Annotated in this window: 19 protein-coding genes; 15 read left to right on the top strand and 4 right to left on the bottom strand. The window is 32.3% G+C overall.

The window, feature by feature from the left end; all coding sequences use genetic code 11:
- Positions 1 to 28 precede the first annotated feature (28 nt).
- From gcvH to ACM55K_RS06215, 12 genes are all read left to right on the top strand, one after another.
- Positions 29 to 409 carry a glycine cleavage system protein GcvH gene (gene gcvH, locus ACM55K_RS06270; protein WP_416849380.1) on the top strand — a complete coding sequence of 127 codons (381 nt, stop codon included), beginning with the start codon at positions 29 to 31 and terminating at the stop codon, positions 407 to 409.
- A complete protein-coding gene (locus tag ACM55K_RS06265; protein WP_416849379.1) occupies positions 378 to 785 on the top strand; it encodes a VanZ family protein in 408 nt (135 codons plus the stop codon). The genes gcvH and ACM55K_RS06265 overlap by 32 nt, the downstream gene beginning before the upstream one ends.
- Positions 786 to 968: 183 nt before the next feature.
- Entirely contained in the window at positions 969 to 1,712 is a 744-nt protein-coding gene (deoC, locus tag ACM55K_RS06260; RefSeq protein ID WP_416849378.1) for a deoxyribose-phosphate aldolase, read from the top strand.
- An 18-nt stretch (positions 1,713 to 1,730) separates the two neighbouring features.
- Positions 1,731 to 3,848 (top strand): energy transducer TonB, encoded by a 2,118-nt coding sequence (locus ACM55K_RS06255; protein ID WP_416849377.1) that lies wholly within the window; start codon positions 1,731 to 1,733, stop codon positions 3,846 to 3,848.
- 107 nt (positions 3,849 to 3,955) lie between these two features.
- On the top strand, positions 3,956 to 4,858 hold the full coding sequence (gene cyoE, locus ACM55K_RS06250; RefSeq protein WP_416849376.1) for a heme o synthase: 903 nt from the start codon (positions 3,956 to 3,958) through the stop codon (positions 4,856 to 4,858).
- Positions 4,859 to 4,860: 2 nt separating this feature from the next.
- On the top strand, positions 4,861 to 5,448 hold the full coding sequence (locus ACM55K_RS06245) for a cytochrome c oxidase subunit 3 (RefSeq protein ID WP_416849375.1): 588 nt from the start codon (positions 4,861 to 4,863) through the stop codon (positions 5,446 to 5,448).
- A gap of 42 nt (positions 5,449 to 5,490) precedes the next feature.
- Positions 5,491 to 6,468, top strand: coding sequence for a cytochrome c oxidase subunit 3 (locus tag ACM55K_RS06240; protein ID WP_416849374.1), 978 nt, complete (start codon positions 5,491 to 5,493; stop codon positions 6,466 to 6,468).
- 16 nt (positions 6,469 to 6,484) lie between these two features.
- Positions 6,485 to 6,835 (top strand): cytochrome C oxidase subunit IV family protein, encoded by a 351-nt coding sequence (locus ACM55K_RS06235; RefSeq protein WP_416849373.1) that lies wholly within the window; start codon positions 6,485 to 6,487, stop codon positions 6,833 to 6,835.
- A gap of 75 nt (positions 6,836 to 6,910) precedes the next feature.
- Entirely contained in the window at positions 6,911 to 7,552 is a 642-nt protein-coding gene (locus ACM55K_RS06230; protein WP_416849372.1) for a hypothetical protein, read from the top strand.
- Between the two features lie 12 nt (positions 7,553 to 7,564).
- Positions 7,565 to 8,251: an SCO family protein gene (locus ACM55K_RS06225; protein WP_416849371.1), complete on the top strand. Its 687-nt coding sequence runs from the start codon at positions 7,565 to 7,567 to the stop codon at positions 8,249 to 8,251.
- 1 nt (position 8,252) lies between these two features.
- Positions 8,253 to 8,837 carry a DUF420 domain-containing protein gene (locus tag ACM55K_RS06220; protein WP_416849370.1) on the top strand — a complete coding sequence of 195 codons (585 nt, stop codon included), beginning with the start codon at positions 8,253 to 8,255 and terminating at the stop codon, positions 8,835 to 8,837.
- A gap of 7 nt (positions 8,838 to 8,844) precedes the next feature.
- On the top strand, positions 8,845 to 9,096 hold the full coding sequence (locus ACM55K_RS06215) for a hypothetical protein (protein WP_416849369.1): 252 nt from the start codon (positions 8,845 to 8,847) through the stop codon (positions 9,094 to 9,096).
- Between the two features lie 13 nt (positions 9,097 to 9,109).
- Here ACM55K_RS06215 and ACM55K_RS06210 read toward each other — a convergent pair whose 3' ends face one another.
- On the bottom strand, positions 9,110 to 10,519 hold the full coding sequence (locus ACM55K_RS06210; protein ID WP_416849368.1) for a DUF4403 family protein: 1,410 nt from the start codon (positions 10,517 to 10,519) through the stop codon (positions 9,110 to 9,112).
- Positions 10,520 to 10,713: 194 nt separating this feature from the next.
- Here ACM55K_RS06210 and ACM55K_RS06205 point away from each other — a divergent pair, with 194 nt between their 5' ends.
- The 3 genes from ACM55K_RS06205 (at position 10,714) to tsaB (ending at position 14,211) form a co-directional block, all read left to right on the top strand.
- Positions 10,714 to 12,150, top strand: coding sequence for a TolC family protein (locus ACM55K_RS06205; protein WP_416849367.1), 1,437 nt, complete (start codon positions 10,714 to 10,716; stop codon positions 12,148 to 12,150).
- A gap of 6 nt (positions 12,151 to 12,156) precedes the next feature.
- A complete protein-coding gene (locus ACM55K_RS06200; RefSeq protein WP_416849366.1) occupies positions 12,157 to 13,461 on the top strand; it encodes an efflux RND transporter periplasmic adaptor subunit in 1,305 nt (434 codons plus the stop codon).
- Between the two features lie 81 nt (positions 13,462 to 13,542).
- On the top strand, positions 13,543 to 14,211 hold the full coding sequence (gene tsaB, locus ACM55K_RS06195; protein ID WP_416849365.1) for a tRNA (adenosine(37)-N6)-threonylcarbamoyltransferase complex dimerization subunit type 1 TsaB: 669 nt from the start codon (positions 13,543 to 13,545) through the stop codon (positions 14,209 to 14,211).
- A gap of 12 nt (positions 14,212 to 14,223) precedes the next feature.
- On the opposite strand, the gene ACM55K_RS06190 is transcribed toward tsaB, so the two are convergent.
- From ACM55K_RS06190 to ACM55K_RS06180, 3 genes are all read right to left on the bottom strand, one after another.
- On the bottom strand, positions 14,224 to 15,051 hold the full coding sequence (locus ACM55K_RS06190) for a mechanosensitive ion channel family protein (RefSeq protein ID WP_416849364.1): 828 nt from the start codon (positions 15,049 to 15,051) through the stop codon (positions 14,224 to 14,226).
- Between the two features lie 77 nt (positions 15,052 to 15,128).
- A complete protein-coding gene (locus tag ACM55K_RS06185) occupies positions 15,129 to 15,638 on the bottom strand; it encodes a YtxH domain-containing protein (RefSeq protein ID WP_416849363.1) in 510 nt (169 codons plus the stop codon).
- Between the two features lie 301 nt (positions 15,639 to 15,939).
- Entirely contained in the window at positions 15,940 to 16,140 is a 201-nt protein-coding gene (locus tag ACM55K_RS06180; RefSeq protein WP_416845068.1) for a dodecin family protein, read from the bottom strand.
- Between the last annotated feature and the right edge of the window lie 26 nt (positions 16,141 to 16,166).

Below are 16,166 nucleotides of genomic sequence, written 5' to 3'. Positions count from 1 at the left end.
CAATTAATAATTATCAATTAGTATTTATATGAACATACCAGCAAATTTAAAGTACACTAAAGATCACGAATGGATTAGTATTGACGGCGATATCGCAACAGTAGGAATTACTGATTTTGCACAAAAAGAATTAGGAGATATCGTATATGTTGAAGTGGAAACTTTAGACCAGACTTTAGAAAAAGATGAGGTTTTTGGAACTGTCGAAGCAGTTAAGACTGTGTCTGACTTGTTTCTTCCATTGTCAGGTGAGATTATTGCTTTTAATGACAAATTAGAAAACACACCGGAAAGTGTAAATTCTGATCCTTATGGGGCTGGATGGATGATAAAAATAAAGATTGCAAACGAAGCAGAAATTGATTCTTTGCTTTCAAGTGAATCTTACAAAGAACTTATTGGTGCCTAAACAATTCTATTTTTGGATAGCTTTATCTTGGACAGGGTTAATAGTCTTTTTTTGTTTGATTAAATCAAGTGATATTCCTACTGTTCATATTGCGAATCTAGATAAAGTTGTTCATTCCTTTTTTCATTTTGTGTTTACATCGCTTTGGTTTTTCTTTTTTAAGAAGCAATTAAAGTGTTTAACTATTTTTAAGCCTTTGTTACTATCATTTATGTTTTCCATTTTTTTTGGAATAGCAATCGAAATAGCACAAACGTTATTTACTACAACTAGAAAAGGAGATTTGTTTGATGTTGCAGCAAATTTATCGGGAGCGATTCTCGCTGTTTGCGTAATTTTGTTTTTTAATAAGTACACTAACTTAAATAGAGTTTGATACAGATTATAATCCCACTTCGGTGGGATTTTTTTATATAAAAAATGATTTATTTTATTATAATCAAGAATTTATAAAATAAGATTGCATCTTTACGAAGTAGTTCTTAATAGTAATTAAATGTGAATTTAAAATGTATTTTTGTTAATTAGATTTTAACGATATCATATAACCATAAGAAAAATGAATATTAAACAATATTTAGATTCTACTTATTTAAAAACAGCAATACAGGCAGGACTTAGTAAAGCTGATAATATCATTGTTGTTAAGAAATTTATTCAAGAAGCCATCGATGAGCATTTTAAGCTTATTATGATTCGGCCAAATATGGTTTCTATGGCAAAAGAAATGATTACTAAGGCGAACTCAAGTTTGCTGATAGGTACAGTAATTGATTTTCCGGAAGGCAAGTCTAGTGTAGATGTGAAAATTTCTGAAGCAATTCAAGCGATTGAAGATGGAGCCGATGATTTGGATTTCGTTTGTAATTACGAAGCATTCAAAAATGGGAATATTGATTTGGTTAAAGATGAAGTTTTAAAATGCACACTATTGGGGCTTGAAAATAACAAGGTTGTAAAATGGATTATCGAAGTGGCGGCTCTCGATGATAAACAGATAATACAATTGTCCGTTTTGATAAAAAACGTTGTTATTTCAAATTTTAAAGAAGAATTGTACCAATCAGTTTTTGTAAAGTCATCAACAGGATTTTATAAAACAGTAGATGGTTTGCCAAATGGGGCTACAATTCCAACCATTATTATGATGTTGGAAAATGCTTCACCACTTCCGGTAAAAGCAGCTGGAGGAGTAAGGACTTATGAGGAAGCTGTTGAGATGATTCGATTGGGCGTAAAGCGAATAGGAACCTCGGGAGCAAAAGCAATTGCTGATGGACAAAATTCACAAACTGATCATTAAATTCACAAAGAAAACAACATGAAAAAAGGTTTGTCAACATTGCTTTTGTCATTTTATTCATTTTTTATTTATTCGCAAGACATTAGTTCGACTCAATCGAGTGTTTCTGCTGAGCGATTTCCTGTTTTTTTGAATTGTGAAAACTTGCAAGGTAAGGAGTTGGAAAAATGTTTTTATTACCAAGTGCAAAATTTTGTGTTCCAAAATTTTGAAGTTCCAGAAAATTTGAAGCAAAATAATTTCAAAGGGAATGTAGAAGTACTTTTTGAAGTCGATAGTAATGGTGTTTTCAAAGTAATTTATGTAAATGCTACAGAGGAGGATTTAATTAAAGAAACTAAGCGAGTTTTTGGTGCGTTTCCAAAGATTAAACCATCAACTTATAATGGGAAACCAACGTATTCTAAATATACAATTGCAATTGCTATCCCTTTAAAAAGTCCAGAACAATTGGCTTCGGAGGCGCTGGCTCGTGCAGAAATTTTACCAAATGAAACAAAGCAACTTACAGAATTAGATAGTATTGTATATAAAAAATTCAATAATCCAGAGTTCGAAAGCCATTTGAGTATTCCTTTTTCGCATAGTTATTATTCTCAGTTTGATGCTTCTTTAAATCAAGTGGGAAGCAATAATCATACGGCATCAAAACCGTATACTTATGCAGAGGTTTCTAAATATTATGACCTTAAAACAGTAAATGACAAACTCAAAAAAAATGTTTCCGGCTGGTGGGCCAGGAAATTATGGAATGAGAGTACAGTTGAAATTCAGGGAGAGGGTTATTGGTTTACTTTGAATCCTATTTTGGATTTGCAAGTAGGTAAAGCATCGCAAACCAAAGCGAATTACACCTACATAAACACACGAGGAATTAATTTTCGAGGTGGTTTGGGTAAACAAATTAATTTCTCTACTACAGTTTTTGAAAGCCAGGGACGCTTTGCTGATTATTACAATCGTTATGCGGAGTCTATACGGCCAGCGGGCGGAAATCCTGCGATTATTCCGGGTATGGGGATTGCCAAAGATTTTAAAACGGATGCGTATGATTTTCCATTGGCGGAAGCCAATATAACTTTTGCGCCCAGCAAACATTTCGATTTACAATTGGGTTATGGAAGAAACTTTATTGGAGATGGCTACCGCTCTTTATTAGAAAGTGACGGGGCCAGTCCGTATCCGTATTTTAAAATCAATACTAATTTCTGGAAAATAAAGTACACCAATACGTATATGTGGCTTAAAGATGTTCGACCAGAAGTTACTCTTGAAAGAACGTATGCTACGAAATTTATGGCAAATCACTATTTGAGTTGGAATGTGTCGAATAAATTGAATCTTGGTTTCTTTGAATCGGTAATTTGGACCGATACGAATAATAGGGGATTTGATGTGAATTTTGTAAATCCAATTATATTTTATCGTTCGGTTGAATTCGCCTCCTCGGCTAGAAGTGGGAATGCGCTTTTAGGGTTGACTTATAAATACAAATGGAATGATCAGATAAATACATACGGACAGTTTCTTCTTGATGAATTTTCTCTTGGAGATATTAAAAAAGGGGATAATAGCTGGAAAAATAAATTTGGGTATCAGCTAGGTGTTAAATATTACAATGCATTTCAGGTTGATAATTTAATACTGCAATTAGAGTATAACCATGTGCGTCCTTATGTGTATTCTCATAGTAATCCCATCACCAATTATGGGCACAACAATCAGAGTGTTGGACATCAATGGGGCGGAAATTTCAAGGAATTTTTAGTAATTGCCCGATATCATAAAGACAGGTATTTTGCTGATGCAAAAATAACGATGGGTACCCGTGGATTGGATTTTGATACTACAGAAGACAGTTTTAACTACGGAGGAAATATCTATAAGGATTATGATGAAAAGAGAGCTTTGGATAGCGGTGTAAAAGTAGGTCAAGGAAATAAAACGGCTGTTTTTATTGCGGATATACAAGCAGGATATTTGATAAACCCAGCAACTAATCTAAAACTTTTTGCAAGCTATATTTACAGAAATTTTGATCCAACAAAGAACACGGCAACTACTTTTACGGAAAGTACTAATTGGTTTACTTTAGGAATACGTTCCGATGTTTTTAACTGGTATTTTGATTATTAGCCTTAGTTTTATTTTTAAAAGAGCTTTTTTTATGAATTGTTTTTTGCCAAATCCCTTTTGATAAACTACTTTTGCAAAAGTTTTTATAAAGCAAATAAATATTAGTATTGAACGCAACGCAAAATACCCTTTCATTAAAGTCTATTTATATTGATTTCCGCGAAATAACCAAAGCGCGGCTCGCTGTTAGCGTCGTGTTTTCGTCAATTGCGGGATTTATGCTCGGGATTAGTGATATTCATTCTTTTAGCTGGGTGGTGTTGTTGAAACTGGCGATCGGTGGGTATTGTATGGTAGGTGCTTCTAATGCTTTTAATCAGGTTATTGAAAAAGATTTAGATGCTTTGATGGATCGGACAAAAAATCGCCCGGTTCCGGCAGGGAGAATGTCTTCTAATGCAGCATTGATTATTGCAAGCCTTCTTACTATTATTGGCATTGTTTTGTTATACACAATCAATTCTAAAACTGCCATGTTTGGGGCAATTTCTATATTTCTTTATACAAGTGTTTATACGCCTTTGAAAACGATGACATCATTATCAGTTTTTGTGGGGGCATTTCCTGGGGCAATTCCTTTTATGTTGGGATGGGTTGCTGCAACGGGAGAATTTGGTATAGAAGCAGGTACCTTATTTTTAATTCAGTTTTTCTGGCAGTTTCCACATTTTTGGGCTATCGGATGGTTTTTATATGAAGATTATGAAAAAGCAGGTTTTTTTATGCTTCCTACGGGAAAAAAAGATAAATCAACTGCCTTGCAGATTATTTTATACACGGTTTGGCTTATTATAGCTTCGCTTTTGCCAGTTTTGGGCTATACAGGTCAGTTGTTCATTACACCTATAGCAGCTATTATTGTGTTCTTGCTTGGACTTTGGATGCTTTATTATGGAGTGCAATTATACAAATTAAGAACGGCAAAAGCCGCGAGGACATTGATGCTGGTTAGCGTTTCTTATATTACGTTGTTGCAGTTAGTTTATATATTTGATAAATTTTTAAGATAATTATGGAGATTACAATGACAACAGACGAACATAAATCTAGAACAGCGCGGTCATATAAGTTGATACTGCTGTTTGCGATGGTTAGCATGACTATGATGTTTGCAGGGCTTACAAGTGCTTTTGTGGTGAGTAAATCTAGAGCCGATTGGTTGAAGGATTTTCAATTGCCTACCGCATTTTTTTATAGTACCGTTGCAATTATTGGTTGTAGTGTTACTTTTCATTTGGCGAAAAAAGCAATTCAAAAAGACAATCAAAAGTCGACAACTATATTTCTTTTGTCTACCTTAGCATTGGGAATTTTATTTGTGGTTTTACAATTCGCCGGCTTTGGTCAAATAGTTTCAAATGGGTATTATTTTACAGGAAGTGAGAGTTCAATAACGACAACTTTTTTATATATTGTGACAGTTGTACACCTGGCTCACCTTGCTGGTGGTCTAATTTCACTGCTAATTATAATTTATAATCATTTTAAACAAAAATACAATTCAACTCAAACTCTTGGAATTGAACTAGGTGCGATGTATTGGCACTTTCTTGATTTCCTATGGGTTTATTTATTTTTATTTTTATATTTCTTTAAATAATAAAAAAACGTAAATTTGGGAACTTTTTAACGAATAACTTATATGGAAGCGACAGTTACTACTGCAAATAGTGAAGGAAAAATTTGGGGAGGCGGCAATGAGCCAATGGGAGCAAGTTATGGCAAATTGATGATGTGGTTTTTTATCGTATCGGATGCCTTAACATTCTCTGGATTTCTAGCAGCTTATGGATTTTCTAGATTTAAATTTATTGAGACATGGCCATTGGCCGATGAAGTGTTTACTCACTTTCCATTTATGCACGGAGTATCTGCTCCGATGTATTATGTAGCATTAATGACATTTATTTTGATTTTTTCATCTGTAACAATGGTTTTGGCTGTTGATGCTGGTCATCAAATGAAAAAAAATAAAGTAATTATTTACATGTTTTTAACAATCATCGGAGGTGTTATCTTCGTTGGTTCACAAGCATGGGAATGGAAGAATTTTATAAAAGGTGAATATGGTGCTGTTGAGACAAAAGGAGGTAGCTTACTTCAGTTTGTTGATAAAGAGGGCTATCGTGTAGCACTTGCTGATTTTGCAGCAACTTTACATGAAGAAAGGGAACAATTGACAAGAAGTAAAGGGAAATGGTTCATGGATGAGTCTTCTTTACCATCTTATTCAGTTGCTGAAGTTCAAGCAGGTTTCAAAGCACATCCTGATCTTTTAATCAGAACTGAAACTATAACTGCTGAAAAGAAGAAGACAGTTCTTTCCAGAAAAGATTCAGAATTAAGATTAAGTCAAGCTAGCCTAGTGATAGAAGGAGCTAATTTAACTCACAATGAATATGGAAGTAAGTTATTTGCTGATTTCTTTTTCTTTATCACAGGATTTCACGGTTTTCACGTATTTTCAGGGATCATTATTAATATCATTATATTTTTCAATGTTCTTGTAGGGACTTATGAGAAAAGAGGAAGTTATGAAATGGTTGAAAAAGTGGGGTTATACTGGCACTTTGTCGATTTAGTTTGGGTATTTGTATTTACGTTTTTCTACTTAGTTTAATTTTAGATTTATCATTATGTCACACGAACATGTTTCTAATACAAAAAGAATTTGGACAGTTTTTGGTCTTTTATCTGTAATAACGATTGTTGAGGTAATTTTTGGAATTCTTAAGCCAGACGTTCTTCACATGAATAGTTTTATGTCAATGAGTTTACTAAACTGGTTGTTTATAATCTTAACACTTGTAAAAGCATATTATATTGTATGGGCTTTCATGCACATGGAAGGAGAGAAAAGTACGCTAAAAAATGCAGTTGTTTTACCAGTAATTTTTTTAATATTATATTTGCTTTTCATTCTTTTGACTGAAGGGAACTATATTTATGAGGTTTTTAAGAATTCTACGATTAAATGGAATTTTTAACAAGATATTAATTCAAAAAAAGGGTACGCATTGCGTGCCTTTTTTTATTTTTGTACTTTAAATTTTATCATTGTAATGAAAAAGAATATTGTCCTTTTTGTACTCTTTATTTTGCCTATTGTTGCTTATCTTTTTTTTGCATCTGGTATAAATAGTTTTACGAAGTTACCTGTTATTACTCCTAAAATTGCTGATTTTGGAGAATGGAAATCTTTAAAAGATGAAAAAGTTAGTTTGAATAATAAAATAACCATTTTAGGATTTTCTGGTTCTGAAATTTTAAAAAACAGAGGTAATTTTTTTAATCTAAATGAAAAAATTTATCAACGATACCATACTTTCAAGGATTTACAATTTGTTGTGGTTTGTCCTTTAGGCACTGAAGGCGATACAAAAAAGGTTGTCGATGCATTGGGTGCTTTTACAGATGTTAGTCAATGGCATTTTGTTTTTGCCTCTCCCCAAGAAATCAACGCTTACTACAATCAACTTAAACTTGTTGGCAAGCTTGATGAAAATCTAGGTACTCCAAATGTATATATAGTAGATAAAGAAAGAAATCTTAGAGGAAGAAAAGAAAAGAAAGAATATAAAGAAGGATATAATACATTTCATCCTGCTGATTTGAGTAATGAAATGTTAGATGATTTTAAAGTCATTTTGTATGAATATCGTGCAGCACTTAAAAAAAATCACAACGCTACAAAAGAACTTTAATTCTTAGAATTTATGCTTAAAAATAAATCATACATAGGAATTTCCTTTATTATTTTACTTTTTGGGATTTATGCTGTGCCAAAAATAATCGATAGGATACAAAATAACGATATTGTAAAAGGAGATCGTTTGGATAAAGTTGGTGAGACAAAAAAGAATGATGGTAAATTAGTGAAAATTGGTCCTGCTCCAAAATTTGAATTAATCAATCAGGACAATGTAAAAATTACTAATGAGACCTATAAAGGTAAAGTTTATGTCTTAGAATTTTTCTTTACTACCTGTCCTTCTATTTGTCCAAAGATGAATTTGAGTATGTTGGCCATAGAAAACTCTTTCTTTGGAAACCCTAATTTTGGAATTGTTTCTATTACTATTGATCCAACTCACGATACGCCGGCCATTTTGAAAGCACATGCTAAATTATTAGGAGTAAAATCATCTAGTTGGAATTTCCTTACAGGTGACAAGGATTATATTTTTGACATTGCGAATAAAGGTTTTAATCTATATGTGGGAGAAAATAGTAAAGTAAGTGGTGGTTTTGAGCACTCAGGGTTATTTGCTTTGATAGATAAAAATGGTACTATCCGTTGCAGAAAAGATGATTTTGGCAATCCAATTTTATATTACGATGGATTAGATAAAAAAGGCGTTAGAGATATTCAACAAGATATTAATATTTTATTAAAAGATTAAAATGGAAGATAAATCGATTGAAAAAAAATATAGTAAATGGATTATTATCCTATCAGTACTTATACCAGTGGCTGTAGCTATACTTTTTAAAGTGAAGCTTAAAGATTTTGGTATTCATGTTACCCCTTTGCGTTTCTTACCTTCAATATATGCTACTATTAATGGCGTTACAGCTGTTTTATTAGTTTCGGCTGTCCTGGCTATTAAAAATGGAAAAAGAGTGCTTCATGAAAATTTAATGAAATCTGCAATAGCTTGTTCTATTGCCTTTTTAGTTATGTATGTTGCTTATCATATGACGGCCGATTCCACTATTTTTGGAGATGTTAATCATGATGGTGAAATAGATATTGCTGAAAAATTGAATGTGGGTAATTTAAGATTAGTTTATTTTTTAATTTTGATTACACACATAATTTTATCGATTGTTATTATTCCACTTGTTTTAGTAACATATGTCAGAGCTTTGGCTGCAAAATTTGACAAGCACAAAAAAATAGCCAAAATTACATTTCCTATCTGGTTGTATGTTGCAGTTACCGGTGTAGTTGTTTACTTAATGATTTCACCATATTATGTTCAATAAAGATAAAATGAAAAAAATTGCAGCTGTACGATTTTCAAGATTTGTAAAGACGAGTTTCTTTCTTCTTGTGTCTTTATTCTTATACTTACCTGTAAATGCTCAGTGTGCCATGTGTCGTGCTGCATTATCTGGCGAAGGTAATAAAGCTAAAGCAGCGGCTGTAAATGACGGAATTGTTTATTTAATGGTTATACCTTATCTTCTGGTTGGGGCTATTGGTTATGCCGTTTATCGTATGAGAAAAAATAAATCTAAGTAGGTTATTCCATAAATTATTTTAAACCGTCAACCGATACATTTACAATTCCTTTTACTTTTATAAAAGCAATGATTGCTTGATTGGTTAATTCTATTTTTTGAAATTGAATATCCTCCATTTTTCCATTTACAAAAACACCCGGCATTGGTGAATAATTTTTCAAATAATTCATCATGCTTTGTTTGCCTTCATCTAAATTTGGTTTTATCGAATAGCGACAACTTTGTTGAATTTTTCTTAAAACCAATCCTTGAGCCAGCCAGTTGGCAGTTCGCATTAATTTGTTCTTAGTGTCCAAAGCGTAATCTAATTTATCAAAAAATACTTCTTTCGTTTTGTCATTATATTGTGGAAAACCTGCTAAATAAATAGTTCCGTTTACAGATCCCAATACATCTAAGGCAATTATCATTTTACCGTTTTTGTGCCAAATAGCTACATTTTGAACTTTAATTTTCTTACTCCCAGAACCAAATTCCTCTCCGGAGAAATTCTTAGTCATTATTTTTGAAGCTTCTTCATAAGTAGAAACAGCAATAATATTAGCAGTTATTTCTTGAGGTATTTTTATAACAGGTTTTAAAACAATTTTATTTTTGTCGAATTTTGATTCAGGTTTCTTACCTATCAATGTTTCCATAGAACATTTCATACCCATATCTAACAAAAAAGTATCATTTTTTAGTTTGGCAGTAGTGGAATAGATTTCAATTGGAATAATACGAAGCCAGCTTTGATATTCTTCATTCATTTGAAAGGGAGTGCAAATTTTCTCTAATGCGGTAAGAACATTAGGTTTGAAATCCATAGATTTTGCTATAGCATCGTCAATCTTCTTTTCAATTTTTGATTTAAAAAGCTTGATTCCGGGATTAATCAGGTATGTAACGGGAACATTTTTTCCAAAAACGGTCATCGTTGGACTTTCGTTCCAGTCTAATGATTTTAATTCAGTTTTAGTATTTAATTTCCAATTAATTAAGCCGGTGTCACTTATTAAGGTCACCACGCCATCTAGATTGAATTCTCGTGTGTCATAAAATTCAACACCCATTTTTTTTGTGCCAATTCTATATTTTACTATAGCCTTGAGTGGTAAAATAGTTTTTATTTTCTCTCCAGAAACTCCTTTATCATTAGTAATTGTAATTGGTGCCTGTTTCCAAACTTTCATTTCTATGTCGTCATCTTCAATAGTGTTGTCTTCATAGATTAATCCGTTTAAGAGCGAGTTAGTCTGATTTTCAATATCTTTTAGTTTTATGCTAATTGGTAAATTGATAAAAGAAGGAATATTTTCGTAAACTAATGGAACAGCATCATCAGGTTCCGGCTTTAATGTGGCTATTTTTTGAGAAGTGGAACAACCTGAAATCAACACGATAAGAAGGATAATCAATAAGATTGAAAAGGATTTTAGCATTTTGTTTTAGTTTAAAAGAGCAAAATTAACAAAACAAATATATTTTTAGTATTTTTTGTAACAAATGCTAATTTTCAAAGTCTAATTGTTTTTATAACGGATTCTGTTGTGAATTATTTTATAATATTTCTAAGTTCTTTAATAGAAAAACTTAAATTTGTTTAGCAGTGATACTGCACTTTTATTCGAAATATATGGGAAAAAGAAGTTTTCTTAGTTTAATTCTAATGTTAGTTTTTAGCATTACCATTCAGGCACAATCTAAAAAGTGGACCTTAGAAGAATGTGTGAAATATGCGATACAAAACAATATTTCAATCAAGCAAACCGAATTAGATTCTAAAACGGCTGCAATTGATAAAAAAGGGGCAATAGGAAATTTTCTTCCCTCCTTAAATGCCAATGCGTCTCATTCATGGAATATTGGTTTGAATCAGGATATTACAACAGGACTTTTACAAAATAAAACAACTCAGTTTACCTCTGCAGGAGCAAATATTGGGATTGATATTTATAAAGGATTGCAAAATCAAAATACACTTCGTAAAGCCAATCTTTCAATAGTAGCAGCGAAATATCAATTGCAAAAAATGCAGGAAGATGTTGCGTTAAATGTTGCCAATGCTTTTTTACAGATTCTTTTTAATAAAGAAAATTTAAAAGTGCAACAAGAACAATTAGGAATCAATCAAAAACAATACTCCCGTTCAGAAGAATTAGTAAATGCAGGGTCAATTCCCCGTGGAGATTTGTTGGATATAAAAGCGACTGTTGCGTCTAATAATCAAAATGTTATCGCTGCTGAGAATGCTTTATTAATTTCAAAATTGAGTTTGGCTCAATTGTTACAATTAAAAGAATTTGAGAACTTTGATATCGTCGATGATACTAATGCTAAAGATGAGAACAATATTTTAGCGCAAACTCCGGCAGAAATCTACGATAAAGCAAAAGAAAATAAAATCGAATTGAAAATTGCTAAAACCAATTTGGAGATAGCAGAAAAAAATGTTGCTATTGCAAAAGGGGCGTTTCAACCGACTCTTCAAGGATTCTATAGTTTTAGTTCCAGGGTTGCTTACAGTGACAGAGTTGTAGGTGTTCAGCCTAATACATCAAATCCTACATCTATAGTTGGGTATGTACAAGGGACAAATCAAAATGTTTTACAAAATAATTTTTCTCCTGTATTAGGAAATGCATTGCCATTTTGGGATCAATTCAGTAACAACAAAGGACAATCTTTTGGAGCGCAATTGTCTGTCCCAATTTTTAATGGGTTTTCAGCAAGAAATAATGTGGAGCGTTCTAAAGTAAGTTTAGAAAAATCAAAAATTGCATTAGAACAGCAGGATTTAGATTTGCAAAGAAATGTTTTTACTGCTTTCACGGATGCTAAAGGAGCACTGAATGCTCATGAATCTTCCATTATAGCATTAGAATCAAGACAGGAAGCTTATAATTATGCGAAAGAAAAATATGCGGTAGGTTTGATGAACTCTTTTGATTTCAACCAATCACAAACGTTACTTACTAATGCACAATCAGAGGTTCTTAGAACAAAATACGATTACATTTTTAAAATTAAAATTTTAGAATTCTATTTTGGAATTCCAATCATTAAAAACTAGTTTATTATGTCAAAAAAAACGATTTATATCTTAATTAGTAGTGCAGTGGTTATTATTGCAGTATTGATAGTACTTTCAAAAAAAGGAATTATTGGAAATAAAGATAAAGGCAAAGAAGTAGAAATTGCCCAAGTTGATGCTACTACAATAGTGGAAACAGTTTCTGCTACGGGGAAAATTCAGCCTGAAATTGAAGTAAAAATATCTTCTATGGTTTCAGGAGAAATTATTTCGTTACCTATAAAAGAAGGACAAGTAGTCAAAAAAGGAGATTTGTTGGTCAAGATAAATCCAGATTTGTATACTTCTGGTTTAAATAGAACAGTTGCCAATTTATCAGGAACTAAAGCAGGTTTGAGTCAGGCAGATGCCTCTTTTAAAGAAGCCAAAGCAAGTTATGACAGAAATAAAACGTTGTTCGATAAAGGAATTATTTCCAGATCAGATTGGGATAAATCAATTGCTTCTTTTGAGGTTGCAAAAGCGACCAAACAAACAGCCTATTTTAATGTAAAAAGTGCTTCTGCTTCTGTAAATGAAGCTCAAGATAATCTAGGACGAACAATTATTTATGCACCTGCCGACGGAACTATTTCGGTGCTTAACGTAGAACTTGGAGAACGTGTTTTGGGAACGCAACAAATGGCTGGAACAGAATTGTTGCGAGTTGCTAACCTCAATAACATGGAAGTTGAAGTTGATGTAAATGAAAATGACATTGTAAAAATAAAAGTGGGTGATGAAGCAAAAGTTGAAGTTGATGCTTATTTGAAAAAACAATTTAAAGGGATTGTTACCAGTATTTCTAACTCGGCTAGTTCTTCTTTGACGGCTGACCAAGTAACTAATTTTAAAGTTAAAGTAAGAATACTTAAAGAATCATATCAGGATTTATTACAAGGGAAACCGGCAGCTTATTCTCCTTTTAGACCTGGAATGACGGCTACAGTTGATATTATTACCAAAACAAAAAAGAATGTATTGTCTGTGCCAATAAGTTCAGTTGTGGTAAAATCAGATACCGCTGCTGTTAAGGAAATGAAAATTGAGGATCCTAAATCCGATGAGAAAAAAGCAGCACCTAAGAGTGATAAGAAATTTGAATGTGTTTTTGTAAAAGTAGGTGATAAAGCTAAAATAAGAATTATTAAAACTGGAATTCAGGATGATACTAATATTGAAGTTTTAACTGGACTTAAAAAAGGAGATGTAGTTATTACAGGACCTTACACTACAGTTTCTAAAGAGCTTAATTCTGGAGATAAAGTAACGTTAAAAACAGAAAAAGATAAAGAAGAAAGCAAGAAATAATGCATAAAGTACATATATTTGAAAATCACAATTGTAAATTTTATTTTATGATTGTGATTTTCACGTTAAAATAAAATAAAATTGGATTACATACTTAATATTGAAACTGCCACAAAAAACTGTTCTGTTGCTCTTGCAAAAGAAGGAAAAACAATTTTGTGCAAAGAAATTGCAGAAGAAGGGTATTCTCACGCCGAACGATTACATGTTTTTATTGAAGAAATTATACAAGAAGCAGGAATTACTTTCAAAGATTTAGCCGCTGTAGCGGTAAGTCAGGGCCCTGGGTCTTATACTGGATTGCGAATAGGAGTTTCTGCCGCAAAGGGCCTTTGTTTCGCTTTAGACATTCCTTTGATTGCTGTTGATACATTGAAAATTTTAGCTTCTCAGGTGACAGTTTCAGATGGGTTAATTATCCCAATGATTGATGCCAGGAGAATGGAAGTATATAGCGCCATTTTCACTCCTAATTTTGAAAATAAAAGAGGGACTTTAGCTGAAATTATAACTGAAAATTCATTTGAAGATTTCCAGGAAACACTCTATTTTGTGGGAGATTGTTCAGAGAAATGCAAAACAGTTTTGACTAAAGATAATTTTGTTTTTTTGGACGATATCAAATATCCGTCAGCCAAAGAAATGAGTTTGTTAAGTTTTGAAAAATTCAAAATAAACGACACGGTAGATGTCGCTTATTTTGAACCGTATTATCTGAAAGATTTTATGATTACTACTTCAAAGAAATAACAATTATATAAATTAAGAATCGGTCTTAGATAATCCTTTTGCAAAAGGTTGAATGACGATTCCGGCAGCATCAAATGCAATCTTACAGCTTTCTAAAGTTTGAGAGAAAACTTCGCCAAAATCTTCATTATTTGCCCATGGTCTAACTGCAAGTTGGATGGCATTGTCCGTTAAATTCTTGACTGAAACTTCAGGAATGGGCGTTTTAAGTATTTTTGGATTGTTGTCTAAAACTGTTGTAATGATTTCTCTTGCTTTTTTAATGTCAGTATCATAGGAAATAGCAATCGTCAAATCGGCTCTTCTAAATCCTTGCAAAGAATAATTGATAATAGTGCCATTAGATAAAGATCCATTTGGAATAAAAATGGTTTGATTGTTCCCGTTGATTAATTTGGTCACAAATATTTGGATTTCACTTACTGTCCCAATCACGCCTTGCGCTTCAATCGTATGGCCAACTTTAAATGGTTTGAACATAATAATTAGCATTCCACCTGCAAAATTAGATAAAGAACCTTGAAGTGATAAACCTACTGCAAGTCCCATTGCGCCAAGAATAGCTACAAAAGATGAAGTTTCTATTCCTAGTTTTGAGATGAAGGATACAAATAATAAGACTCTTAAAACCCAAAGTAAAATATCGGCAAGAAACTTAGTCAAAGTAGGGTCTAAATCTCTTTTTATCATTATCCTTCTTATGAATCTGTTTAGAAGCCGAATGATATAAAGTCCAGCAAATAAAATAACAAATGCAGAAATTAATTTTGGAGAATAATCGATTAATGCTTTTACAAAAGTACTGGCGTAATCAGTAAATTGATTCGGGTCTAAATTCATTTTTGAGTAATAAAAAACCCTCTCAAAAGAGAAGGTTTAGGTTTGAAGTGCAAAAATACAAATATTTTTTTTATAAATTAATCAGCATCTTCGTCTATTCTATTTATGGTTTTTTTGGCAATTTCTGTAGCTTCTGAATCGGTATCATTTGCCAATTTACTTGTTTTTTCGGTAATAGTTTCAGCAGCTTCGGAAGCTACTGCTTTGGTTTCACTGGCTACATTTTTAACTTCATCAGCAGTTACTTCAGTTTTTTCTTTTACGCTTTCAACTGCTTTTCCTAAAGCATCACTTGTTGTTTCCTTGGTATGACCGGTAAAATTTTCTACTTTAGTTAAAATTGGCGCAGCAGTTTCTTTTACTTTATCAAATGTTTCCTCAGCGAATGTTTCTACTTTTTCTAAAATTGGTGCGGCAGTTACTTTTGCTTTATCAAATGTTTCCTCAGCGAATGTTTCTGCTTTTTCAATGTAAGGTGCTGCGGATTCTTTAGCATGTTCAAAAGTTGTTTCGGCTTTATCTGCTAATTCACTGGCTGTTTCTTTGGCTGAGCCAAACAAATTTTTTAAAAATGAAGATAGTCCCATGTTGTTTATATTTGATTAGACTTACAATATTAAGCAATTTTTTCTAAGAACACTTTATTAAACTGTTAATAATTTGCTGAAAATCAGTATTTGGCGCTAAATAAGTTTGGTTTTGATAAACATAAAAGCGTTTCGTTATTTTTATATTGGGAAGCTAAAAAGAGAGGATTTTAAGTTTGTTTATTTTTGTGGAAATAGTAGCAGTGAAAAGATTGGAAGGATATCGGAAATCCTAAAAAATAAATTATAAATAAAAAAAGCGTCTCAAATGAAACGCTTAAATTAATTGAGTCAAATTAATCTATTCGAGTTCGAAAGTTAATTTTAGGTTGACTCTATATTCTGTGATTTCTCCTCCACTTACGGCTGCACTATGGTCTTTAATGTATACAGAACGGATGTGTTTTACGGATTTAGCCGCCTTTGCAACTCCTTTTCGAGCTGCATCTTCCCAACTTATATCTGAACTGGAAAGCACTTCAATTACTTTTAATACTGACATAATTTCTATTTGTTAAGTTAAAGATT

Source organism: Flavobacterium arabinosi (genome assembly GCF_048158725.1).
GTDB classification, from domain to species: domain Bacteria; phylum Bacteroidota; class Bacteroidia; order Flavobacteriales; family Flavobacteriaceae; genus Flavobacterium; species Flavobacterium arabinosi.
Note: the sequence above shows the minus strand (reverse complement) of the source record. Positions and strands in the feature narration are given on the sequence as shown.